Genomic DNA, 22,736 nt, shown 5'->3' with positions numbered 1-22,736 from the left:
AACGATATGGTTTTGGCATAAAAAAGTCGAGACGCAAAGTTTTGCGTCTCGACAAGGTTATTCGGAAATCTATAATATTACAATTGTTTCTGCTGCGCCCGGATATCGGCCAGAATTTCCTTTCCGCCTTTTTCCAGTACGGTTTCGGCTAGTTTCTGCCCCAGACTTTCCGCTTCCGCAGCCGCGCCGCTAAACGTTTCTTTTATCATTTGCTGCCCGTCTAAACTGATAATGCCACCGGTTATGGAAATTTTACCATCGTGCAAAGAAGCAAGGGCAAAACTTGGAATGCTGCAACCGCCTTCCATGGTGCGTAAAAATGCGCGTTCGGTTTTCAGGCAATAAGCGGTTTCTTCGTGGTTCAGAATGGCTTTCAGTTTTTCCCGTTTGGCAACATCCAGGTTTCTGGCGCTTTCTACCGCCACGCTGCCCTGCCCTACCGCCGGAATAAACTGGTCTAAAGAAAGCGTCTGGGTGATCCATTTCACGTAATCCATGCGGTGCACGCCGGCGTAAGCCAGCAACATGCCGTCGAACTGCTTTTCTTCCATTTTCTGCAAACGGGTCTGCAAATTACCACGGGCTTCCACCGTTTTTACGTGCGGATAATACTTTTTCAGCAAGGCCCGGCGGCGCGTAGAAGACGTGCCCACCACAATATTTTCGCGGTTCAGACTGAAGGTCGGATCGAAAGAAAGCACCACGTCACTTGGATTTTCACGCTCCAGAAAAGCCAGTAATTCAAGGTCGTCGGCTAAAGAACTTTGCACATCCTTTGCGCTGTGCACGGCAATATCAATACCGCCATCGCGCAGCGCTTCTTCCAGTTCTTCGGTAAAAACGCCTTTGGAACCAATTTTAGACAGCGAAACATCCAGAATTTTATCGCCTTTGGTAGTAAAGATCACGATCTCGGTTTCGAGGCCGGCCGCTTTCAGTTTTTCTTCCACGTGGTAAGCCTGCCACAAAGCCAGCTTGCTGCCCCGCGTCCCGATCCGGATTGGTTTATCGAAAAGTGCCATGTTTTTAATTAAAAATTAATAATTAAGAATTAAGAATCTTCGCTCGAAAACCATAATTCCTGCTTCATATTTTATTGCGATGTCCCCCTTTGGAGGGGGTAGGGGGAGGATTTTCACATTATCAGATTCTTTCCGAAATGCGTGATGTCCTCCCCCTACCCCCTCCAAAGGGGGACAAAAAACCTGCTACCTGATACTTGCTATCAGATACCAACTTACTTCATTTTCAAATACTTCGCCAGCGCCAGCGACACATCTACGAAAACCATTTTCGGGTTCGCGTTGCGTTCGATGTGGTAATGCGCCTGGTTTAATTCGTTGGTTAGCAAAGCTACGTTATTGGCGTGAATAACCTTGGAAAACTTGCTCACGAAATCAGCTTCGGCGGGCGGCACAAAACCAACCAGGCTTGGATCTACGCCAAAAAGCATTACCCTTCGGATAACCGAAAGCGCGTATTGCAAAAAATTCTTCTGGTTTTCGCGGCCCAGCTTCTGAAAATCCTCGCTTAGTTTAATGATGGTCGCCAGCTTTTCGGAGAAACACAACCGCATCCAGTTCACAAAGAATTCGAAATAATCCGAAGTCATCTCGGTGCAAAGCTGCCCGGCCAACCGTAAATTTCCTTCCGAAAGTTGCGCTACCTGTGCGGCTTTGGGTTCATCTACCCCGAAGTTTTCCTGCACATATTGCATGGTTTCTTCCGGCGTAAAGGCGCGCACGTTTACCAGCTGCGTGCGGCTTAAAATAGTAGCCAGCAGTTTTTCCGGCGAATTGCTTACCAATAAAAAAATGGTTTGCGCCGGCGGTTCTTCCAGCAATTTCAGCAACGCATTGGCCGATGTCGGGTTCAGCAATTCCGGCAGCCAGATGAGCACAATTTTGAACTCGGCTTCGAAGGCTTTTAAAGAAACCAGCCGTAAAAGTCCGCGCGCTTCTTCTTTGGTAATATTGCCCTGTTTGTTTTCCGCGCCAATAAACTGCAGCCAGTCATTTAAAGAACGGTAGGGATTTTCGAGCAAAAACTCGCGCCACTCCGGCAGAAAATTCTGGCTCAGCGCTTCCTTTTTCGGCGTATTCACCACGGGCATGATAAAATGCATGTCCGGGTGCACGAGCTTATTTATTTTAGAGCAACTGCTGCAAGCGCCACACGAATCGGTTTCCTGCTTGTTTTCGCAGTTCAGATACGTAGCATAAGCCAGCGCCAGCGCCAGATTCGCCCCGCCTTCCGCGCCCATAAACAGCTGCGCGTGCGCCACGTGCTTGTTGCGTACCGAGTTAATTAAAACCTGCTTAGTATCGGCGTGACCGATGATCTGATTGAACTGCACTTTTTGAATTGCTGATTGTTAATTGTTGATTGCTTGGTTCTGGAAATGACTTTCTGCCTTCCGCAAGCTTTCTGCCCTCGAATGTCAACCACCCCCAACCCCTCCTTTCTAAGGAGGGGAGCTTTTGGTTCCTGCTTTTTTCTGACTTTTGAAGCCTGAAAGGTTACCATTTTTTATCAAAACCCACCGACAAATAAGAGCTTCCAAAGCTAAAATTCAGCAGTCAGTAGCTCCCCTCCTTTTCAAGGAGGGGCCGGGGGTGGTTGTTCTTTAATGCTCCAGCGCTAGAAATTCCGGCTGGCTGCCGTTTCTTCAAAAACGTGCGTCAGAATGTCTTTCTCTACCTGGTCGAAGGCTTTATTGCGGCGGGCCATTACTTTTTCGGCTACTTCAAAAACTTTGCGCAGCTGGTAGGTTTCGAAGCCGGATGCGCCGCCCCAGGCAAAGCTTGGAATGAAATTACGTGGGAAACCGGAACCAAAAATATTCGCGCTTACGCCCGTTACCGTACCCGTATTAAACATCGTGTTGATGCCGCATTTGCTGTGGTCGCCCATCATGAGGCCGCAGAATTGCAGACCGGTATTTTTGAAACCGCCTTTGGCGTGGTTCCAGAGTTTTACGTCGGCGTAGTTGTTTTTCAGGTTGCTGGTGTTGGTATCGGCCCCTAAATTGCACCATTCACCGATCACCGAGTTGCCCAGAAAACCGTCGTGCCCTTTATTGGAGTGCGCAAAAATCACGGAATTGCTGATCTCGCCGCCTACTTTGCAGTGCGGGCCAACGGTATTGTCGCCGCGCATTTTGGCGCCCATGTTTACCGTAGAGCCTTCGCAAAGCGCAAACGGGCCTTTTATAAGCGAACCTTCCTGGATTTCGGAATTCTTACCTAAGTAGATCGGGCCGCTTTCGGCATTCAGAACCGCGGCGCGGATCTTCACGCCTTCTTCAATGAAAATATTTTCTTCGCCGTAAACAAATGTATGCCTGTCATTTACCGGCTGGCTCTTGCGACCGTGGGTTATCATTTTAAAATCGGCCCGGATCTGGGCTCCGTTGAAGGCGAAAATTTCCCAGACGTTCTGCAAAACCACATGCGGCTCCGGCAATTCGCGGCGCGTGGTTGGTACGTGGTCGTAAACATGCTGGGAAGAACCGAAGAATTCGGAACCGGCGTGCAAGGCAACCAGTCTTCCTTCGCGCATCAGGGCTTCGCCGGGCGTTAGGGCCGCAATTTCTGCTGCCAGAAAGGTATCCGGAAAAACGGCGCCGTTCACGTAAATGTTGGCCTGCGTGGTGTTAGCGGGGAATTTGGCCTGCAGGTAACGCTCCGTGAGGAAAGAAACCGGCTGCTTGGCAACGTGCGCCCACTTTTCAGCAAGGGTCAGAATACCAACGCGGATATCGGCCACCGGGCGGGTGAACGTAAAAGGCAATAAATTCTGCCGGATTTCAGGTTCGTCGAAGAGGATCAGGTTCATGGCACAAAAATAAAAAAGTCTTCCCGAAAACCTCGGAAAGACTTCTTAATATTATTCTTAAGCTTAAAACTACGCTTTTTTAGCGTAACGCTGCTTGAATTTGTCGATACGGCCTGCTGTATCCACGAAAAGGTTTTTACCGGTGTAGAACGGGTGTGAAGCAGAGGAAACCTCTACTTTAATTACCGGATACGTTTTACCGTCTTCCATGGTAATAGTCTCGTTCGAATTCATGGTAGAACGGGTGATGAATTTAAAATCGCTGGATGTATCCTGAAATACCACCTCTCTGTACTCTGGGTGAATGTCCTTTTTCATTTTATAAATCGGTTAATTACTTTTTTCAACTTTCGGACTGCAAAAATAAAGTTTTTATCTGAAATTAAAAACAATCGGACGCAAATTTAATTTTTAACATGTAGTATTGTCATTTAAGTAAAAACTTGTATATATTTGTTTTGCTGAAGACTGCAGCGTTATGGCCCGGATATTTACGTTAATTCTTATTTGTTTCGCGTTTACCGCAACCTTTGCCGATGAATTGGGCGTTTCGCTTAATTTTTTCCGGGCGGGTTTTGAGGGTACCGATGTGAAAGTAGAATGGGAAATTGCGAATGAGAACGGCGTTTCGGGCTACGAAGTTTACCGCAAACTGAATAACGAAACTACTTTTAAGCAAATTGGCAGCGGCAAAGTTACCGGCGTGCGCCGCTACTCCCTGCTCGATACCGATCTGCGAAACGTGCCTAACCGCATTGGCACCATTACCTATAAACTAACCGTGGCCACTTCTACCGGCGACGCTTCTTTTACCACAGCTTTCGTAAACAATCCGTCTTCGGTAGAACGCTCGTGGGGCAGCATCAAATCCATGTTCCGTTAATTCTTCTTTTCATGGAAACTACTTTCAGTGCTCAGACCCGTATTCTGGATGCCGACCAGATCAGGCAGAAAATTACCCGCATCGCGTTTGAGATCTATGAACACAACTTCGAAGAAAAAGAACTGGTGCTGGTAGGCATTGCGCCCAAAGGATACGTTTTTGCCGAATTGCTGCACCAGGAACTGCAGAAAATTTCGCCTTTTGAGATTTCACTTCACCGCTTGCAATTAAACAAGCAAGCGCCCTCCCGGCAAAGTTTAAACCTCACGCCCGAACTCGGAAACCTTCAAAACAAAGTAGTGATCCTGGCCGACGATGTACTGAATACCGGCCGCACGCTGGCTTACAGCCTTCCGCTTTTCCTGGATGCGCAGGCCCGCAAAATTGAAATTGCTACTTTAATCGACCGTCACCACACCTTATTCCCGGTTTCGGCCACCTATACCGGCTATTCTTTGGCCACCACCCTCAACGAACACATCGAAGTTACTTTCCCGGAAAACGGCAATTTTGCGGCTTACCTAGTTTAATGGTTGAATTGTTAAATGGTTAAATTGCTGATTGTTTTTTTTAAAATTCGGCACTTCCAATCCCAGCAGTTTTTAGACCTAAAAGCATAGCATTTCTATCCGTCATCTCGACGCAAGGAGAGATCTCATCGGGTTGGCAGCAACATTTGTTATTGACTTTTTACGCTCCAAAGCCTACCGTTTCTGAATCGCGGATTTTACGGATTGAGGGATTTCGCGGATTTTTCAAACACATTCTCTAAACTTTCTATGCAGTTTTTCCGGCGAATAAGATATCGTTTTTTCTACCCCGCCGGATTGATCAGCTTGGTTTTACTGCCCGTTTTGGGTTATATTTATTTGGATCAAAAGGGAGCTTTTCACCAGGAATATATAATTGAAGTTACCTTATGGAATCCTCCAGATACCCCACCTGATCAATTTAATGAAAATCCTGAATTTAATGTTTCGCCAGCATCGATCAGAAAATTTAAAACTATTTTGCTGAACGGTAACCAATTAGAAGATGAGCACAAATTACAACAAGCTCAGAAAGAGATTCACCAATTAATGATTAACAAGGACACTATAAGCGGCATACATTTGATTTATGGTCCAAAAGCAACTTATGGTACTATGATTTCAGGTCTAAATATTTGTTTGGAAGAACAAACAATAGTTAATTGGCCAAATGTAGGTTGGTCTATCTATAGCAATAACCTATGGGTATTTTATCGTGATGTAGACTATTCTCAATTATTTACCTGCGGAACTGAATATGAAGCTTACACTGATTTAAAAGAAAAAAACAACTATCAAGTTTTTACAGATCTTATAAAAGAAGAGATTTGCAAAAGCATTTCATCTCTGAAACAAGCAAAATCCTTCTGGCCGGCCGGCATCCTTTATATAATAATGGTATCTTTAACCGCCCGAAAAGCCGTAAGACGATTGCGAAACCAACCATTTAACCATTAAGCCATTTAACAATTCAAAAGATGGAGATCTGCTTTGCAACCAACAATGAAAACAAACTGGCCGAAGTACAGAAAATGCTTCCGGATACTATAAAGCTGAAAACGCTGGCGCAAATTGGCTGCACTGCAGAGCTGCCCGAAACCCAGGACACGCTGGAAGGCAACGCCCGCCAAAAAGCCCAGTACGTGTTCGAGCATTTCGAAATTAATTGCTTTGCCGACGATACGGGTCTGGAAGTGTACGCTTTGAATAACGAACCCGGCGTTTATTCAGCGCGCTATGCCGGCGAACAACGTAATAACCAGGACAATATAAACCTGCTGTTGCAAAACCTGGAAGGCCAAACCGACCGCAAAGCCCGTTTCCGGACCGTGGTGGCACTGGTTTTAGACGGCGAATATTTTGATTTTGAAGGCATTGTGGAAGGCGAAATAATAACAGAACAGCGCGGCACCAACGGCTTTGGTTACGATGCGGTTTTTGTGCCGAACGGCTACACCCAGACCTTTGCCGAAATAAGCCCCGAAGAAAAGAACAAGATCAGTCACCGCGGGCAGGCAATTGCCAAACTGGTAGCTTACCTGAGCGAAAAATTTGGTACCGTTTATTAACGTTAAGAACAATCCGCATAAAAACGGTATGGTTTTCAGCCTGAAAACCATACCGTTTTCTTTTTGGTGAACCTCTGTTCAGAAGCTACCAAGAATCCGGAAAACTCAGTCTGGAAGCGCAAGGCATTTTAACAATGACCTTTTTCAGCCGAAAACCTGATCTGCATGCAGTAATCTTCTAAACATTTTCAGTTAACTTTGCAGGCTGATTAATTTACAAAACCATGCAGAAACCATTTATCGTCGGAATTACAGGCGGAAGCGCATCCGGGAAAACCACTTTTCTGAATAAACTTTTAGCTTCCTTTGCCCCCGAAGATATTTGCCTCATTTCGCAGGATAATTATTACCACGAGCGTGACCAGCAGATCACCGATCAGAACGGCATCATCAATTTCGACCTGCCCAGCTGCATAAACGCCCACGAATATGCGCAGGACGTATTAAAAATAAGCCGCGGCGAAACGTTTTCCCGCAAAGAGTACACCTTCAACAACCCCAACGTAGTAGCCAAAGACCTCATTTTCAAGCCGGCCCCGATCGTGGTAGTAGAAGGTATTTTTGTTTTCTACTTCGAAGAAGTGGCCAAACTGCTCGACCTGAAAGTATATATAGACGCTAAGGAATATATTAAACTGCACCGCCGTATCCTGCGCGACAAAGTAGAGCGCGGCTACGACCTGGACGACGTGCTTTATCGCTACACCCACCACGTGGCGCCCACCTACGAAAAATACATAAAGCCTTTCAAAAACGACGCCGACATCATTATCCCGAACAACAACCAGTTCGAGCGCGGCCTGGAAGTGCTGGTTTCTTTCCTGAATACGAAAATCGGGCAATAGCTTTTAGTTGCTGAGCTGCTAACTTGACCTAACCCTCCCCTGATTCAAGGGAGGGCTTTTTATTTTTATCGGCGAACCAGATGCAACCACCCCCAACCCCTCCTTATCAAAGAGGGGAGCTTTTTTTTCTATAGTACCGTTAGCTGCAGCAGGCGACTATGAAGTCTGAACACGATTCTAGGGATTTATGGGATGGACAGGATTATTTGTCTGAAACGTAGTTCGGCGAAACCAATTGGGATTTATCAGATTCAGGGATTTAAGGATTCTTTTCTGAATCAGAATTTGCAGGATTTTCAGAAATACACTCCTAAGTTCCATTCACTATATCGCCAGCGCAGCGTACCCTGAAAATCACGCTATCCAGATAACTAAACTAAAAAGACGTTGGCTACGGAGTTAAACTGACACCAGTTTCTGTGAGAGCGGCCTCCAAGACTTCCGGTGCCGACGCAGGAGGCAGCCCGGCAGGGCAGGAAGGGTTGCAGCCGCGAACGCAGAAACGAAGCCACCCGGCTTGAGGGAGAAAGCTCTTTCAAAAGTTAAAAGTTAGAGGTTGAAAACAGAAACCAGCTATGAAAACGGTATCCTTTTAGGCATAAAAACTCAATAGCAACCTTTCTCATTACCTTAAATAGCTCCCTCCTATCGTCAGGATGACGATAACGCGATAGTTTTCAGCTTTAAACCTAAGTTGTACGGATTTTTTTCAAGACAAAACCCTCCAAATTCTTGTGTTCCGGAAAAAACAATTAAATTTGTCTGGAATAATGCCACGCTTAAAAAACATATCGCTGCAACTTCGCTTCCTTTTGCTGGGGCTTACGTTGCTTTCTGTGCTGTCTTTAGACAAGCGCGAAGTGGCTATTTACCTGCATGAGCCGGTTACGGAGCAGCGTTTTAAAGCAGCACCGGAGCAATGCGTGGTAAAAGAAAAGGTCTCTTTCGAGGCCGTAACCTCTTTTATTGTACTGCCGGAGGCCATTTTCCCGGATCTTATTTCCTTCGATTTTACGCCGGCGGTTGCTGCAAAGCAATTCGTTTCTTTTGCCGTTCCGGTTATCACCCCATTATTTCAGCGGTTGCTGGCTACCAGCATTTCGCCCAATGCCCCCTGAGTTTTCCCTTCCTTTTCAATAGCGTTTTTGCACGCAATGGTATTTTTTTTTCAGCTTTGCTGGAATTTCAGAACAGCCCGGTGAGTTATAAAATCAGGAAGATATTTCTGGTGCCTGCCTGCTGATACCCAAAACAGTATTTCAATTTTAATTTCAATTTATAAACTCTAATGCGTAATAAACCCTTTATCATCACGCTGACGGTAATTGTGGCCATTTTGTGTGCCTATTACCTGTCTTTCACGCTGGTATCGCGCGGGGTGCAGCAAAAAGCTGAAGCCTATGCCACCGATTCCAAAGGCAATGTGAACATGAACAAAAAGCAGACGTATCTGGATTCTGTCTGGAAGATGCCGGTGTTCAATTTCTTAGGTGCCGAATACACCTACCAGGATGTGCGCAAATCAGAACTTGGCCTGGGCCTGGACTTAAAAGGCGGTATGCACGTTACCATGGAAGTTTCGCCGATCGAAATTATCAAGGTAATGTCGGGCAACAGCAAAGACCCAAACTTCCTGAAAGCCATTGAGCAAGCCAAAGAATTGCAGAAAAACAGCCAGGAAAGCTTCGTTTCTTTATTCGGCAAAGCTTACCGCGATATTGAACCGCAAGGCCAGTTAAGCCGTATTTTCTCTAACACCGCCAACAAAGGCAAAATCTCTTACCAGTCTACCAACGATCAGGTGCTGGCTGTGATCAACACCGAAGTTGAAAACGCGATAGACCGTTCTTTTAACGTACTGCGTACGCGTATCGATAAATTCGGCGTGAACGAACCAAAAATTCAGCGCTTAAAAGGTACCGGCCGTATTCAGATCGAATTACCGGGCGTAGATAACCCGAACCGCGTGCGTAAATTATTACAGGGCCAGGCGAAACTGGAGTTCTGGGAAGTTTGGAAACCGGAAGAATTCTCTCCTTTCTTCGGCCAGATGGGCGATTACCTGGCAAAACAGGAAAAAGCCGGTAACCTGAAAGACCTTACTGCTCCTGCAAAAGAAGATGCCTTAGCCGGTGCAGCTGCTACCGATACTACCACCGACGCTTTAGCAGAAGCTGCCGCCCAGGATACCACCAAAGATGCCCTGGCGCAATCTGCTGCAAAAGATACCAACGCCCTTGCTAAAACCGAAGAAAAACCTAAAACCGATTCCCTTAACGATCAGCAAAGCAGCCTTTTAGCGAAGCTTTTCACCCAGTTACCGGGCGGTATTGGCTCTAACGTGCGCGATACGGCCCGTGTAAACGCCCTGTTCCGCAAAGCGGAGATCCGTTCTATTTTCCCATCTAACATGCAGTTTTTATGGGGTGTGAAACCGATCGTAGCGCAGGATGGCCAGGAATTCCTGGAACTTTATGCTATTAAAAAAGGCCGCGATGCCAAAGCTCCGGTTTCCGGCGAATTCATTTCTGATGCCCGCCAGGATTTCGATCAGCAAGGCCGCCCGGAAGTGAACATGCAAATGAACGCCGCCGGTGGTAAAAGATGGCAGCGCTTAACCGGCGAAAATATTGGTCGTCAGGTGGCTATCGTGCTTGATGATTATGTTTATTCTGCTCCGGTTGTGCAGTCGGAAATTGCCGGCGCCAGCTCTTCTATTTCCGGTAACTTCACCATTGAAGAAGCGCAGGATTTAGCCAACATTCTGAAAGCCGGTAAAATGCCAGCGCCTACCCGTATTGTGGAAGAAGCCATTGTTGGTCCATCTTTAGGTCAGGAAGCCATTAACCAGGGTCTGATCTCTTCGGTTGCTGCTATTGTAGTTGTAATGCTCTTTATGGTAATGTATTATGCGAAAGGTGGTTTAATTGCGAACCTGGCCCTGATCATTAACGTGTTCTTTATTGTGGGCGTACTGGCTCAGCTGAATGCTTCGTTAACCTTACCGGGTATTGCCGGTATCATCTTAACCATTGGTATGGCCGTAGATGCGAACGTACTGATCTTTGAGCGTATCCGGGAGGAACTTGCCAACGGCCTGAGCATGAAAGATGCTATTCACAAAGGTTATGACAAGGCTTTCAGCTCTATTTTTGATGCCAACGTTACCACGTTACTTGCTGGTATTATCTTATTCTACTTTGGTTCAGGTCCGGTAAAAGGCTTTGCAACAACCTTAATGTTGGGTCTGGCTACTTCATTCTTTACGGCTGTTTTCGTTTCCCGCTTAATTGTTGAGTGGATGGCGAAAGATGGCTCGAAGATGAGTTTCTCAACTCCATTGTCTAAAAACCTGTTCAAGAACTTTAACTTCGATGTGATCAGCCACCGTAAGAAAGCTTACGTGTTCTCTACTGTTGTGATCTTGTTTGGTTTTGGTTTAATGGTCTTCCAGGGTGGCCCGAATTTAGGGGTTGACTTTACCGGCGGCCGTTCTTACATTGTGAACCTGGATCAGGACATTCCGGCTGATGATGTGAAAGAAGCACTTACTGAAGACTTTAAAGAAGCCGGTACTGAGGTTAAAACGTTTGGCGCTTCTAACCGCTACAAGATCATTACCAGCTACCTGGCCGATGATGAATCTTCGCAGGCAGACCAGACCGTAGAAACCGCATTGAAGCATGGCTTAAACAAATACAGCAACCTGAACCCAACTATTCTGAGTTCTTCTAAAGTGGGTGCTACCATGGCCGATGACATTCAGAAAACTGCTTTATTGGCGGTGATCCTGGCCTTTATTGGTATTTTCGTTTACGTTGCTATTCGTTTCCAGGACTGGTCTTACGCGCTGGGTGGTATTGTTGCTTTGATCCACGACTCCTTAATGGTAATTGCTTTCTTCCCGATCGCGCGTTTGTTTGGTCTGAACTTAGAAATGGACCAGGTTTTTGTGGCTTCTATCTTAACGATCATCGGTTTCTCTATTAACGATACTGTAGTAATTTATGACCGTATCCGGGAGTACCTGACCGATAATCCGAAGCTGAAATTCCGCGACATCGTGAACCCGGCTTTGAACGATACGTTCAGCCGTACCATTATCACGTCGTTAACGGTATTCTTCGTGGTAATTATCCTGTTCATCTTCGGTGGCGAAACCCTGCGTGGTTTCTCTTACGCGATGATCGTGGGTGTATTGTTCGGTTCGTATTCGTCCCTGTTCATTGCCACGCCAATTACGCTGGAAACCGACCCGGATAAGCGCCGCGATAAACGGAACGCTGCCATTGTACCAACACCGGTTCCAGCCCAACAAAAAGTGCGCTAATTAATATTAAGCTATCTCCGCAAAGCGGCTAACCTGCTTTGCTTTTCCCGGAAGGAACCTGTAAACCAATGTTTGCGGGTTCCTTTTTTTTTCAAACTTTTCTAATACTACCTGAAAACAAATATTTATGCTCTTAAAAACGCAAACGCACATTAAAGACTTCCTGTTAATTGTTGCCGGTATCATTTCCGCCACTTTTGGTCTGGAAGGTTTCCTGCTTTCCAGCCACTTTATTGATGGCGGCGTTACCGGTATTTCCATGTTGCTGGCTTCTATTTCCGGCTACGGCTTACCTATTCTCATTGCAGTGCTGAACCTGCCTTTTATTCTACTGGGTTACCGGCACCTGGGTAAAGGGTTTGCGGTAAAAAGCACGTTCGCTATTTTGGGTTTATCTATAGCGCTGGCCACGGTCCATTTCCCGGAAATGACCCACGACAAGTTATTAACGGCCGTATTCGGGGGTTTCTTTATTGGTTTGGGAATTGGTTTGGCCATGCGGGGTGGCGCCGTGTTAGACGGTACTGAAATAGCGGCCTTACTGATAAGCAAAAAATCGCCCTTGCTGAAAGTAAGCGACGTGATCCTGATCCTGAACGTCGTGATCTTTACCTCGGCGGCCTTTTTCCTGGGTCTGGATGTGGCGCTTTACTCCATTTTAACCTATTTTGCGGCTTCTAAAATGATCGATTTTGTGGTGCAGGGTATTGAGGAATACACCGGCATTACCATTATTTCGGAGCAAAGCGAATTGATAAGGCAGGCCATAACCGAAAACCTGGGCCGCGGCGTAACCATTTACAAAGGCAAACGTGGCTTCGGGGCTCGCGGCGACCGCAACCTGGAAATGGATATTGTTTTTACCGTGGTTACCCGCCTCGAGATCCCGGCCCTGCGCCTGGAAATAGAACAGATCGATCCAAAAGCTTTCATTATCCAGCAAAGCATTAACGACACTACCGGCGGCATGGTAAAAAGACGGGCACTTCACTAATTTGAATTTTCGATTGTTCGATGGTTCGAATTTTCGATTTAGGAAATGGTATGGATTGTAAACAAAAAAGTCAGGCCTTACGACCTGACTTTTTCACGTTAAAACGATAGCGTTTTGTGATTACTGAAGAACTTCAACCCAGCCTTTGAATTGCTGCCCTGTCTCAGGGTTTCTTAAATGGTAGTAATATGTTCCGTTTGAAACTTTCTTATCTGGCCAGTTATTCTGGTAATTTTCAGCTTCGAATAATTTCACGCCCCAACGGTTGTAAACCTGTAATTGCCATTTTCCTGCCGGCAGGTTTTGAGGGCTGAAGAAATCGTTTTTAGTATCGGTGTTTGGGGTTATGATGTTGGGAATTGATAGTTCCGGGCATTTTTCAAAAGTTACCTGAATGGTATCGGTAAACACGCAACCATCCAAGGCACATTGAACCCAATAATCACCGGATTGTTTTACCTTTAGAAAAGAAGACTGGCTCCCATCATTCCACCGGTAGCTACTGGCAGGAAACGTTACGCGAAGGGTAATTTCCTGCCCTTCACAAACAATGGTATCTGACCCCAGAAAATCCTCATAAACTGGTTTTACTGTAACCTGTTTGGTTACAGAAACTGTGCAGCCATTCTGCGTAACGCTATAAGTAAGGGTTTTAGAGCCAACTAAATTCGTATGTGGGGTAAAAATGCCAGAAGCGCTCACTCCCGGTCCGCTCCAAGTGCCACCTGCAGGATTAAAACCGGTTAGTTGCACAGGAGATGCGTTAGCACAAATTATTTCATTAGAACCTGCTAAAACAATTGGTGATGCAGTTACAGTGATTTCTTTCGTAGAAGACACAGTACAGCCATTCTGAATAATTGAATATGTTAGTGTTTGGGTACCTATTAAACTATTGTCTGGAGTAAATATTCCTCCTACATTAATACCGGGGCCAGACCAGATTCCTCCCACAGGGTTAAATCCGGAGAGTTGAAATGAAGGAGCTGTTGCACAAATAGATTGGCTGTTACCGGCATTCACTACAGGTGAAGGTATAACAGTTACTAGTTTGGTAGCAGTTACCACACATCCATTTTGAATTATTGTATACGTTAGGGTTTGCGTGCCAAGTAAGCTCGTATCGGGTGTAAACACACCAGTAGCACTAACGCCAGGCCCGCTCCAGATTCCACCATTTTGGCTAAAACCAGAAAGTTGTAAAGGAGCAGCAGAAACACAAACTGTAACAGTCGGCCCTGTATTTATGGTTGGCAAAATATGAATAGTTGCTGTTACTGGCACACGCATTCCTTCACACCCATTACTGCTGATGACTGCCACATAATAGGTAGTTGTTGTAGTTAAATTAGGAGTTATAAATATTCCAGAGGAATTCGTATAAAGTGGAGTTCCACCAGAAGCTACATTGTACCAGGCATAGCTTGCTCCCACTGGCGCACCAGTTGCTGACAAAGTAACAGAACCAGATCCGCAATTACTCACGGGAGATACTACTGGCTCTGCAACACAAGGATCGCCTAACTTAATAACCCAATAATCGTGATTTCCTTTACTTATCTGACTCTTATCACCGCTAATTCCAGAGTAAGAACTTGCACCAAGGATATATTCTCCATATTTAGTTTCTTTTAGGGAATACAAAAACTCGACACTACTTCCTCCATAAGTTCTATCCCAAAGTTTATTACCACTTGCATCGATCTTAATAATCCAGCAATCCTGGATTCCTTGCGATGGCTGGCTCTTATCGCCGCTCATACCTGATTCGGAATCACCACCCAGAATATAGCCACCATCCAATGTCTGCTGCAATTTATATAAGAAATCGGCGGAACTACCTCCAAAAGTTTTATCCCATATTTTGTTTCCAATTGAATCTATTTTAACAACCCAGAAATCATTCCCCCCCTGACTTGCCTGGCTTTTGTCTCCACCAATTCCAGAATTAGATGTACCTCCCAATATATAGCCACCGTCTGAGGTCAGTTTGAGGTCAGTCAAACCATTACTCACAGGCCCGCCAAAAGATTTTTCCCAGATTTTATTCCCGCTAGCATCCAGCTTTAATATCCAGTAATCATTTAAGCCTTTTAATGGTACTGATTTATCTCCTGAAATTCCAGACCCAGAATTCCCGCCAAGAATGTAACCACCATCGGAGGTTTGTTTTAGTGACTGAAATTCATCCCAAGAATTGCCTCCGAAGGTTTTATCCCATTGCTTAATGCCATTTGCATCTATTTTTATTACCCAATAATCATTGAAACCTCTTGAAGATTGGCTTTTATCCCCGCTAATCCCTGAATATGATTCTCCTCCCAGAATATATCCACCATCCAATGTTTGTTGAAGAGACTGAAATATATCACTATTACTACCGCCAAAGGTTTTATCCCATATTTTGTTTCCAATTGAATCTATTTTCACAACCCAGAAATCAATTCCTCCCTGACTTGCCTGGCTTTTATCACCACCGATTCCTGAAATAGATGTACCACCCAGAATATAGCCAGCATCTGAAGTTTGCTGTAGAGAAAAAAGGTGATCGCTAGAGCTACCCCCAAAAGTTTTATCCCAACTTTTATTTCCTGCGGAATCGAGTTTTACCACCCAATAATCCCGCAATCCTTTAGATGGCTGGCTTTTATCACCACTAATTCCAGAGTCAGAATAGCCACCTAGTACATAGCCACCATCCAGTGTTTTGTGGATATCAAACATAACATCAGAATCACTACCCCCGAAGCTTTTGTCCCAATGCTTAACGGGTAGATTTTGGGATTTAAGATTAAATGGATTTAAAAGGAGGAAAACGAAAGAGCTGCAAAACAACCAATTTTTATATTTCAAACAATAGTGGTTTATCATAGAATCTTAAAAAAATAACTGATGCAAAGTTACTATTTTTAACAGACTATAAACAAAAGAATACCTCTACCTTGCCACAACTAGTAAACTGAAAACAAAAAAGTCAGGCCTTACGACCTGACTTTTTTACGTTAAAACGATACCGTTTTTCTAAATCGAAAATCCGAAACTTAAATAGTTATACCTTCTGCTTTCACTTCAGTTACTTCCGGCACCATGCGTTTCAGCAGGTTTTCGATGCCCGATTTCAGGGTGATGGTAGCCGAAGGACAACCGGAGCAGGAGCCTTGCAGGTTTACGGTTACAATGCCGTCTTTATACGATTTGAAGGAAATATTACCACCATCCTGCTCAACCGCCGGGCGCACGTAATTTTCCAGCAGGTCGATCACTTTCTGGGAAATCGCGGCGTCTTCTTCGGTCTGGTTTTCGTCTCTTGGCTGGTCAGCTTTGCTTTCCGCTTTCGGCGTTTCCAGGAAAACCGGTCCGCCAGCTTCCATGTACGATTTAATGAACGTGCGCAGTTCCGGGATGAGTTGCGCCCACGTATCGGTTGAATTTTTGGTGATGGTTACGAAATTGCTCGCCATGAAAATGCGCGACACATATTCGAAATTAAAGAGTTCCTGCGCAAACGGCGAGTTGGCGGCAGCTTCCACGTTCGGGTAATCTACGCTCACGCCCTCGGGCAGCACAGTCTGGTTTAAAACCAGTTTCATCGATTCCGGGTTCGGGCTGGCTTCAGCGTAAACCGAGATATTTTTTGCTGTATTTTCTGTCATGATCTTTCCGTGTTTAAATAAAACCGGTGTATATACATTAAAGTTTCAAAGGTACGCAATTTTCAGGTTTTCCGGGCAATTCCGGTTTTTTCCGTAATTTAGCCATTATCCAAGTGCGAAAACGGCCGGGAAAACCCTTTTTCCTTTACGGGCCTGCAGTTTTTCGCTCAAAAAAGATACCGTTTTTATTATGCTCTTATTATCTGCCATTTCGGCCGGAGTGCCGTTTTACCTGCTTATTCCTTTTCTGCTTTTAATTGGACTTATTGCTACCGGGCCGGTGCTTTTCCCGCATTTCTGGCATAAATATTACCGCCACATTGCCGTGGTGCTGGGCTTGATCATGCTCAGCGTATACCTGTTTGTGCGCCACGATTACCACATGACCGTAGAAACGCTGGCAGATTACGGATCTTTTGCCATTCAGCTGGCGGCTTTGTACGTGGCAGCCGGCGGCATTTACATAAACGTGAACATGAATGCCAAACCGCTGGCCAATACCGTGATCCTGTTCCTGGGCGCTTGCCTGGCCAACATTATCGGAACCACGGGGGCGTCGGTGTTGCTTATCCGGCCGTTTATCCGGATCAATAATCACCGCATAAAAACTTACCAGATCGTGCTGTTCATTTTTATTGTGAGCAACGCGGGCGGTTTGCTTACCCCGCTCGGCGATCCGCCGCTGTTCATCGGCTTTCTGAAAGGCGTACCGTTTTTCTGGACCCTGCAACACCTGATCTTCCCGTGGATATTGGCCGTGGGTTCGCTTTGCCTTATCTTTTATTTCCTGGACCGCCGCAACAAAGAAGTTGCATTTCAGCCTAAGCCCGAAGTGGTGGCCAGAAACGAAGCCAAAACCGAATTTTACGTGAAAGGTAAACGTAATTTATTCTGGTTAGGCGTAATTCTGGTAGCCATTTTCATCGATCCGAAAGTAATTGACGGCGTGCCCTATATTCCGTTCGAAGGCCTGAAGATATCGTTTGTGCGGGAGATCATTCAGCTTACGGCCGCTTTTCTTTGCTACAAAAATGCGAGCAAAACGGCGCTGCAGGGCAATCATTTTACCTTCGGGCCCATTCTGGAAGTAGTTTTCCTGTTCTTCGGTATTTTCTTTACCATGATGCCGGCGCTGCAATACACCGCGCAAATGGCTTCGCAGCCCGAATTTGCGCATTTAATTACGCCTGGCAACACCTATTGGGCCGCGGGCTTGCTCTCGGGCTTCCTGGATAACGCGCCTACCTACGCCAACTTCCTTTCGCTGGGCATGGCTAAATTCGGAATGAACTACAGCAGCTTTACCGATGTGCAAAATTTCGCCAACGGCATTCCCAACGAAGTTACTTATCATTTGCTCGAAGCCATTTCGATTGGATCAGTGCTTTTCGGGGCGTTTTCTTACATTGGCAACGGTCCTAATTTTATGGTAAAAGCCATTGCTGAAGAAGCCGGCGTTAAAATGCCGACTTTCTTTAAATACATTTTTGCGTACTCCATTCCGTTTCTGCTGCCGGTGCTGGTGCTGGTGTGGTTTTTTGTGATCTTAACGCAGTAAAAAACGCTAGGGAAATTGCCGGAAAAACCCTAGGTTTGGGGTTCGCAATATTCTGAAAAGAGCAATAATCAAACGAATCTGAAAGACGATAACATGAGTCCGGTACTTAGAAATTTTTTAGCCGTAGTGGCAGGTTTTATTGTGGGCAGCGTGGTGAACATGGGCATTATTTCGCTCAGCGGCGCCATTATTCCGCCACCTTCCGGCGCCGACGTAACCACCACCGAAGGCCTGAAAGCCACCATGCATTTATTTGAACCGAAGCACTTTCTTTTCCCTTTCCTGGCGCACGCGCTGGGCACGTTTGCGGGCGCTTTGGTTACCGCTTTGCTGGCGGTTTACAATAAGATCCGGCTGGCTTTGGTGGTTGGGTTCTTTTTCCTGGCCGGCGGCATTGCCAGCGTGTTCATGCTGCCTTCGCCTACCTGGTTTACGGTTTTAGACCTGGTAGTGGCTTATATTCCTATGGCTTACCTGGCCGGCAAACTGGCTTCGGGCAAAAACAAAGCAGCTTTGAATTAACCCCGGGTCAGCCTGAAGTTTGCAAACAGGAAAAACGGCAAAAAATAATAGGCTGCGGAAAACGGATTCTGCAGCCTTTACTTTTTCCGGCCCGAACCCTACCGTTTTCTTTCAGCATTTCATTCGTTAAACCCGTGTAGCAGATCGCTAAAAAGAAACTTCTTTTTTATGAATCCGAACGCCAAACCCACTACCATAAACGAATACATAGCGGCCTTTCCGGCGGAAGTACAGCGCGTGCTGGAAGATGTAAGGGAAACGATAAAAAAGGTTGCACCCGAAGCCACCGAAACCATTAGCTATGGCATTCCTACCTTTACGCAGAACGGCGCATTGGTCCATTTTGCAGCTTTTAAAAATCACCTTGGGTTTTATGCCACGCCTACCGGCCACGCCGCGTTTGCAAAAGAACTTTCCGGTTATAAAGAAGGTAAAGGTTCAGTGCAATTTCCCTTCGATCAACCCGTGCCGCTGGAGCTGATTTCCCGCATTGTGGCCTTCCGGGTAAAGGAAAACCTGGATAAGCCGGCCCGAAAGAAATAAAGCGGCCAGTTTTTTCAGCCTGCATTTTTTGCAGCCTTTGCCCGGCAAAATAACAGGCGAAAATTGTGGCTGCCTGCCGGAATTAAAACCTTTTCCGGGCACCAATGTATTAATCACCTGGCTGTTCGTTTCTGTACGCCGGCCCGAAAAATACAAATCTCTAAGGCAGGTTATGGCTACAAATCTGAAAACAGCAAACCCGGAACTTTCTTTTCCTTCCCAATCCGGAAATAAAACCATTGTACTGGCGGGCGCTACCGGCGGTTTGGGTTTGGAAATTGCCGGCTACCTGCGGCAACGAAAGGCGCACGTAAAAGCGTTGGTCCGCGAAAACAGTGCCCCGGCAGCCATCGCAACCTTACAGCAACTTGGCGCAGAGATCGTAAGACTTGATTACAACGACGCGGAAGCATTGACAGAAGCCTGTAAAGGCGGCGCTTGCGTGGTTTCTGCCCTGTCCGGGCTGCGCGACGTGATCGTGGAGGCGCAAACGAAATTGCTGCAGGCAGCAGTAGCAGCGGGCGTTCCCCGGTTTATTCCCTCCGATTATTGCATCGATTTTACCAGACTTCCGGAAGGCAGCAACCGCAACCTGGACCTGCGAAGAGAATTTCAAAAGATCCTGGATAAAGCCCCCATAAAAGCTACTTCTGTGCTGAACGGCATGTTTACAGATCTGCTTACGGGCGAGGCTCCGGTCATTCTGTTTAACCTCAAACGCGTGCTTTACTGGGGAAATGCCGATCAGTTGATGGATTTTACCACCCGCGCCAATACCGCCGCATTTACCGCCACCGCCGCGCTGGACCCTACCACGCCCCGCTTCCTGAAAATTGCCGGCCAGGTAGCTTCCATGCGCGATCTGCGGGATGCTGCTTCGGAAGTTACCGGTGAGCAATTCGGGTTGTTGTGGGCAGGTACCCTGGGCATGTTCGGCCTGATGATAAAGCTGGCCAAAACTTTTTCGCCGGCGCCCGGAGAAGTTTTTCCGGCCTGGCAGGGCATGCAATATTTGCACAACATGCTCAGCGGCCTGCCTAAATTAGACCACCTGGATAATAATCGCTACCCGGAAATTAACTGGACTTCGGTAAAAGCAGTGCTGGCCAAGAAAGCGGAAGCAGAAAAAAGCTAGTCAGCAGCAAACCGGAGAAAGCGGAGCAGTTTTCTAACTTCTTATATTATCCTGTTAGAATATAGTATATTCGTTAATCCAGTTACGTTTATCCGCCTGACGGTGGAGGGATAAACGGAGTTATTACGGATATACAGTAGTTAGGAATAATTAAAAGTTATAAATCCTTCCCAATAATGATTAAGAATACAAACCTATTGTTCCTTTTATTATTTGCTACGGTGCTCAATTGTGGTAGCCAATCAAAAAAGAACCAGAACTTTTATGGTTGGTATTATGCTCCAAAATCAGATATTTCGATTGATTTATTGCCACCAAATATTTATAAGCTTAAAGAAACAAAGGCAATGGACTTTGATAATTTTATAGAATATGAATTATCTTCTGGAACCTTTAAAAAAGTTAATAATGAGTTAAGTCTGACCGAGAATAAGACAGGAAAATTAATGTCCTTATTTATTTCTAATGATGAAATTTTGGTAGTTAAAAACGTAAAAAAGTTGAAGCCAAAGGATAAGCTAGTTGTTGGAATGAAGTACTACAATAATGGTAATAAAAAATTTCAAGGTAGGTGGGAAAATTATAAAAAAGAACATTCTTGGCAATATTGGGATGAAAATGGTAATGAAAAATATTACATAAACTTTAAAAATGGAATTCCAATTGATACGGTACTGCCAAGGAAAAATAAAAATTCCTAACAAGGTATTTACAAAACCTTTGCTTTGCTTCAGGCTTTGCAAATACTATACCGTTAGCACAAATTTGAGAATATTAATTTCCATATTAACCCTTCTGACAATTACTGCCTGTACAGACAATGGCACAAGTGATTGGCGTCAAAAATATATTGACCAAGAAAAGAGAAGAATTGTTAAAGTAACAAAGTATTATGAATTTGATTCCGGTGACTATTCCTTAAAAGGAATTGACTCTATTTTCGAAACCTACAATGAGAACGGTCAGAAATTAGGAATAAATAATAAACACTTTTATAAATACGACACTTCTGGAAAACTTATCGCTGAGGAATATTGCACAAGAACCTGTGAAAAGCCTGGAAAAGAAATTTATTATTACGATAATTTAAACAGACTTGTCAAGACAATGGTAGTTTTTTCGAAAAATGATAAAAGGGTTTCTGCACGATACTATTACAATAATAAGAACTTGCTAATCAAGAAAGTTATTGGTAATGATTCTAGCGCTACAACTGAAAGTTACACATACGACAGTTTATCTCGGAGAGCAACTACAACCAAAAGAGAATATAATACCAATGTAAATAAATGGCTAACCATTGTTGATTCAATGTTCTATGGAGATAACAATAGGCTAATTCTTAAGAAAAGATACCATCTTGGTGAGGACGTGTTGACTATTTCTAAATATAATTACAAGGATACGTTACTCATATCTGAACTCGACACAACAATTACCCATATACAAGGCTATTTGCCGACAACTGAAACAGTGCATCACGCTTATTTCTTTAGAACAGACTATAAATATAACTTAGACCAAAAGGTGATTGAGAAAGTGACTACTCGTCCTGATTACAAGACTCCTATTTTCAAAGTAACATACGAATACAGATAAAAAACTTATGCTAACCACACCTATACGGCAGCTTCGCCGCCGCATAGCCACGGCCGTTGGCATTCATTATAAGAAAAAATATACAGGTCTGATATGAAAACAGAAATTCCTAAGGCATTAACAAATTTTAGTAAATTGATTCCACTTTTATTGGTCAGTTTATTTACAGGCAGTGAGGTTTATTCTCAAGAAACAGAGTATAAAAAGAGCTCCATCAGAACAGCTATAGGCATTGGCATAAATGAAGGTAGCAGAGAAATTGGAATGGGATTAATTTACTCGATTGGTTGGCAAAAAAGTGTTGGCGAAAAAAATAAACTCAGAATAAACCCAAATATGACAATTGGTGGATTTTTACCAATCGCAATTACCGATACCCGGGACCAATTTTATCGAATAACCTCTCTAGGAATAAATATACATTACGACCTAATTAAATATAAGGCTGTATCTATAGTTGCAACAGGTGGCGGTTTTATTAATTATTCAAGAGGCTTATTAGGGACTGGGGGTTGGCGAGACGCCCAAAATAATAATTCTGAATATTTTTACGCTTTGTATTATGGAGGGAATGCCTCGGTCGGATTAAGAATTGACCCAAAACAAAGTCGATTTGCTTATGAGGTTAGACCAATAAATATTCATTTGGGTAATAAAGGATTTATATTAGGGTATTTAATGGTTGGAATAGATTTTAAATTGAAAAAATAACGAAATTCCAACAAAGCATATATGCTGT

The 22,736-nt window shown here is 44.8% G+C and carries 21 protein-coding genes; 15 read left to right on the top strand and 6 right to left on the bottom strand.

Annotation, left to right across the window (positions count from 1 at the left end; translation table 11 throughout):
• Nucleotides 1-77: 77 nt before the first annotated feature.
• The 4 genes from hemC to I5M27_RS00900 all read right to left on the bottom strand — a co-directional run bounded on the left by hemC (nucleotide 78) and on the right by I5M27_RS00900 (nucleotide 4,155).
• The gene (gene hemC / locus I5M27_RS00915; RefSeq protein WP_200504152.1) at nucleotides 78-1,022 is read right to left on the bottom strand and encodes a hydroxymethylbilane synthase; all 945 of its coding nucleotides are present in this window, start codon (nucleotides 1,020-1,022) and stop codon (nucleotides 78-80) included.
• Between the two features lie 215 nt (nucleotides 1,023-1,237).
• A complete protein-coding gene (locus I5M27_RS00910) occupies nucleotides 1,238-2,356 on the bottom strand; it encodes a DNA polymerase III subunit (RefSeq protein WP_200504151.1) in 1,119 nt (372 codons plus the stop codon).
• Between the two features lie 284 nt (nucleotides 2,357-2,640).
• The gene (locus I5M27_RS00905; protein ID WP_200504150.1) at nucleotides 2,641-3,837 is read right to left on the bottom strand and encodes a GlmU family protein; all 1,197 of its coding nucleotides are present in this window, start codon (nucleotides 3,835-3,837) and stop codon (nucleotides 2,641-2,643) included.
• A 69-nt stretch (nucleotides 3,838-3,906) separates the two neighbouring features.
• Nucleotides 3,907-4,155 (bottom strand): type B 50S ribosomal protein L31, encoded by a 249-nt coding sequence (locus tag I5M27_RS00900; RefSeq protein WP_200504149.1) that lies wholly within the window; start codon nucleotides 4,153-4,155, stop codon nucleotides 3,907-3,909.
• Between the two features lie 160 nt (nucleotides 4,156-4,315).
• Here I5M27_RS00900 and I5M27_RS00895 point away from each other — a divergent pair, with 160 nt between their 5' ends.
• From I5M27_RS00895 to I5M27_RS00860, 8 genes are all read left to right on the top strand, one after another.
• Complete coding sequence (locus tag I5M27_RS00895) at nucleotides 4,316-4,720, top strand: hypothetical protein (protein ID WP_200504148.1); 405 nt, start codon at nucleotides 4,316-4,318, stop codon at nucleotides 4,718-4,720.
• Between the two features lie 11 nt (nucleotides 4,721-4,731).
• The gene (locus I5M27_RS00890; RefSeq protein WP_200504147.1) at nucleotides 4,732-5,250 is read left to right on the top strand and encodes a phosphoribosyltransferase family protein; all 519 of its coding nucleotides are present in this window, start codon (nucleotides 4,732-4,734) and stop codon (nucleotides 5,248-5,250) included.
• 249 nt (nucleotides 5,251-5,499) lie between these two features.
• The gene (locus tag I5M27_RS00885; RefSeq protein WP_200504146.1) at nucleotides 5,500-6,207 is read left to right on the top strand and encodes a hypothetical protein; all 708 of its coding nucleotides are present in this window, start codon (nucleotides 5,500-5,502) and stop codon (nucleotides 6,205-6,207) included.
• 20 nt (nucleotides 6,208-6,227) lie between these two features.
• Nucleotides 6,228-6,818 (top strand): non-canonical purine NTP diphosphatase, encoded by a 591-nt coding sequence (locus I5M27_RS00880; protein ID WP_200504145.1) that lies wholly within the window; start codon nucleotides 6,228-6,230, stop codon nucleotides 6,816-6,818.
• A gap of 224 nt (nucleotides 6,819-7,042) precedes the next feature.
• Nucleotides 7,043-7,663: a uridine kinase family protein gene (locus I5M27_RS00875; RefSeq protein ID WP_200504144.1), complete on the top strand. Its 621-nt coding sequence runs from the start codon at nucleotides 7,043-7,045 to the stop codon at nucleotides 7,661-7,663.
• Between the two features lie 770 nt (nucleotides 7,664-8,433).
• Nucleotides 8,434-8,781, top strand: a complete 348-nt coding sequence (locus I5M27_RS00870) for a hypothetical protein (protein ID WP_200504143.1) — start codon at nucleotides 8,434-8,436, stop codon at nucleotides 8,779-8,781.
• Between the two features lie 170 nt (nucleotides 8,782-8,951).
• Nucleotides 8,952-11,993: a protein translocase subunit SecDF gene (secDF, locus tag I5M27_RS00865; RefSeq protein ID WP_200504142.1), complete on the top strand. Its 3,042-nt coding sequence runs from the start codon at nucleotides 8,952-8,954 to the stop codon at nucleotides 11,991-11,993.
• A gap of 127 nt (nucleotides 11,994-12,120) precedes the next feature.
• Entirely contained in the window at nucleotides 12,121-12,987 is an 867-nt protein-coding gene (locus I5M27_RS00860) for a YitT family protein (protein ID WP_200504141.1), read from the top strand.
• A gap of 120 nt (nucleotides 12,988-13,107) precedes the next feature.
• Here I5M27_RS00860 and I5M27_RS00855 read toward each other — a convergent pair whose 3' ends face one another.
• Nucleotides 13,108-15,840, bottom strand: a complete 2,733-nt coding sequence (locus I5M27_RS00855) for an Ig-like domain-containing protein (RefSeq protein WP_200504140.1) — start codon at nucleotides 15,838-15,840, stop codon at nucleotides 13,108-13,110.
• 188 nt (nucleotides 15,841-16,028) lie between these two features.
• Nucleotides 16,029-16,640, bottom strand: a complete 612-nt coding sequence (locus I5M27_RS00850; RefSeq protein WP_200504139.1) for a NifU family protein — start codon at nucleotides 16,638-16,640, stop codon at nucleotides 16,029-16,031.
• Nucleotides 16,641-16,830: 190 nt separating this feature from the next.
• On the opposite strand from I5M27_RS00850, the gene I5M27_RS00845 reads away from it, so the two are divergent.
• The 7 genes from I5M27_RS00845 to I5M27_RS00815 all read left to right on the top strand — a co-directional run bounded on the left by I5M27_RS00845 (nucleotide 16,831) and on the right by I5M27_RS00815 (nucleotide 22,708).
• On the top strand, nucleotides 16,831-18,198 hold the full coding sequence (locus I5M27_RS00845; protein WP_200504138.1) for a sodium:proton antiporter: 1,368 nt from the start codon (nucleotides 16,831-16,833) through the stop codon (nucleotides 18,196-18,198).
• Between the two features lie 93 nt (nucleotides 18,199-18,291).
• On the top strand, nucleotides 18,292-18,720 hold the full coding sequence (locus I5M27_RS00840) for a hypothetical protein (protein ID WP_200504137.1): 429 nt from the start codon (nucleotides 18,292-18,294) through the stop codon (nucleotides 18,718-18,720).
• Between the two features lie 168 nt (nucleotides 18,721-18,888).
• A complete protein-coding gene (locus I5M27_RS00835; RefSeq protein ID WP_200504136.1) occupies nucleotides 18,889-19,263 on the top strand; it encodes an iron chaperone in 375 nt (124 codons plus the stop codon).
• Nucleotides 19,264-19,435: 172 nt separating this feature from the next.
• Nucleotides 19,436-20,398 (top strand): NmrA family NAD(P)-binding protein, encoded by a 963-nt coding sequence (locus I5M27_RS00830; protein WP_200504135.1) that lies wholly within the window; start codon nucleotides 19,436-19,438, stop codon nucleotides 20,396-20,398.
• Between the two features lie 176 nt (nucleotides 20,399-20,574).
• Nucleotides 20,575-21,099 carry a toxin-antitoxin system YwqK family antitoxin gene (locus I5M27_RS00825; RefSeq protein WP_200504134.1) on the top strand — a complete coding sequence of 175 codons (525 nt, stop codon included), beginning with the start codon at nucleotides 20,575-20,577 and terminating at the stop codon, nucleotides 21,097-21,099.
• The gene (locus I5M27_RS00820) at nucleotides 21,050-21,997 is read left to right on the top strand and encodes a hypothetical protein (RefSeq protein ID WP_200504133.1); all 948 of its coding nucleotides are present in this window, start codon (nucleotides 21,050-21,052) and stop codon (nucleotides 21,995-21,997) included. The genes I5M27_RS00825 and I5M27_RS00820 overlap by 50 nt, the downstream gene beginning before the upstream one ends.
• A 93-nt stretch (nucleotides 21,998-22,090) precedes the next feature.
• A complete protein-coding gene (locus I5M27_RS00815) occupies nucleotides 22,091-22,708 on the top strand; it encodes a hypothetical protein (RefSeq protein WP_200504132.1) in 618 nt (205 codons plus the stop codon).
• Nucleotides 22,709-22,736: the final 28 nt, after the last annotated feature.

This window comes from Adhaeribacter terrigena (genome assembly GCF_016623615.1).
In the GTDB taxonomy this organism is placed as follows: domain Bacteria; phylum Bacteroidota; class Bacteroidia; order Cytophagales; family Hymenobacteraceae; genus Adhaeribacter_A; species Adhaeribacter_A terrigena.
Note: the sequence above shows the minus strand (reverse complement) of the source record. Positions and strands in the feature narration are given on the sequence as shown.

Excerpts from the sequence above, each read along its gene's own strand:
- hemC (WP_200504152.1), bottom strand. The coding sequence starts at position 1,022 with ATGGCACTTTTCGATAAACCAATCCGGATCGGGACGCGGGGCAGCAAG.
- I5M27_RS00905 (WP_200504150.1), bottom strand. The coding sequence starts at position 3,837 with ATGAACCTGATCCTCTTCGACGAACCTGAAATCCGGCAGAATTTATTG.
- I5M27_RS00900 (WP_200504149.1), bottom strand. The coding sequence starts at position 4,155 with ATGAAAAAGGACATTCACCCAGAGTACAGAGAGGTGGTATTTCAGGAT.
- I5M27_RS00895 (WP_200504148.1), top strand. The coding sequence starts at position 4,316 with ATGGCCCGGATATTTACGTTAATTCTTATTTGTTTCGCGTTTACCGCA.
- I5M27_RS00890 (WP_200504147.1), top strand. The coding sequence starts at position 4,732 with ATGGAAACTACTTTCAGTGCTCAGACCCGTATTCTGGATGCCGACCAG.
- I5M27_RS00885 (WP_200504146.1), top strand. The coding sequence starts at position 5,500 with ATGCAGTTTTTCCGGCGAATAAGATATCGTTTTTTCTACCCCGCCGGA.
- I5M27_RS00880 (WP_200504145.1), top strand. The coding sequence starts at position 6,228 with ATGGAGATCTGCTTTGCAACCAACAATGAAAACAAACTGGCCGAAGTA.
- I5M27_RS00875 (WP_200504144.1), top strand. The coding sequence starts at position 7,043 with ATGCAGAAACCATTTATCGTCGGAATTACAGGCGGAAGCGCATCCGGG.
- I5M27_RS00870 (WP_200504143.1), top strand. The coding sequence starts at position 8,434 with ATGCCACGCTTAAAAAACATATCGCTGCAACTTCGCTTCCTTTTGCTG.
- secDF (WP_200504142.1), top strand. The coding sequence starts at position 8,952 with ATGCGTAATAAACCCTTTATCATCACGCTGACGGTAATTGTGGCCATT.
- I5M27_RS00860 (WP_200504141.1), top strand. The coding sequence starts at position 12,121 with ATGCTCTTAAAAACGCAAACGCACATTAAAGACTTCCTGTTAATTGTT.
- I5M27_RS00850 (WP_200504139.1), bottom strand. The coding sequence starts at position 16,640 with ATGACAGAAAATACAGCAAAAAATATCTCGGTTTACGCTGAAGCCAGC.
- I5M27_RS00845 (WP_200504138.1), top strand. The coding sequence starts at position 16,831 with ATGCTCTTATTATCTGCCATTTCGGCCGGAGTGCCGTTTTACCTGCTT.
- I5M27_RS00840 (WP_200504137.1), top strand. The coding sequence starts at position 18,292 with ATGAGTCCGGTACTTAGAAATTTTTTAGCCGTAGTGGCAGGTTTTATT.
- I5M27_RS00835 (WP_200504136.1), top strand. The coding sequence starts at position 18,889 with ATGAATCCGAACGCCAAACCCACTACCATAAACGAATACATAGCGGCC.
- I5M27_RS00830 (WP_200504135.1), top strand. The coding sequence starts at position 19,436 with ATGGCTACAAATCTGAAAACAGCAAACCCGGAACTTTCTTTTCCTTCC.
- I5M27_RS00825 (WP_200504134.1), top strand. The coding sequence starts at position 20,575 with ATGATTAAGAATACAAACCTATTGTTCCTTTTATTATTTGCTACGGTG.
- I5M27_RS00820 (WP_200504133.1), top strand. The coding sequence starts at position 21,050 with ATGGAATTCCAATTGATACGGTACTGCCAAGGAAAAATAAAAATTCCT.
- I5M27_RS00815 (WP_200504132.1), top strand. The coding sequence starts at position 22,091 with ATGAAAACAGAAATTCCTAAGGCATTAACAAATTTTAGTAAATTGATT.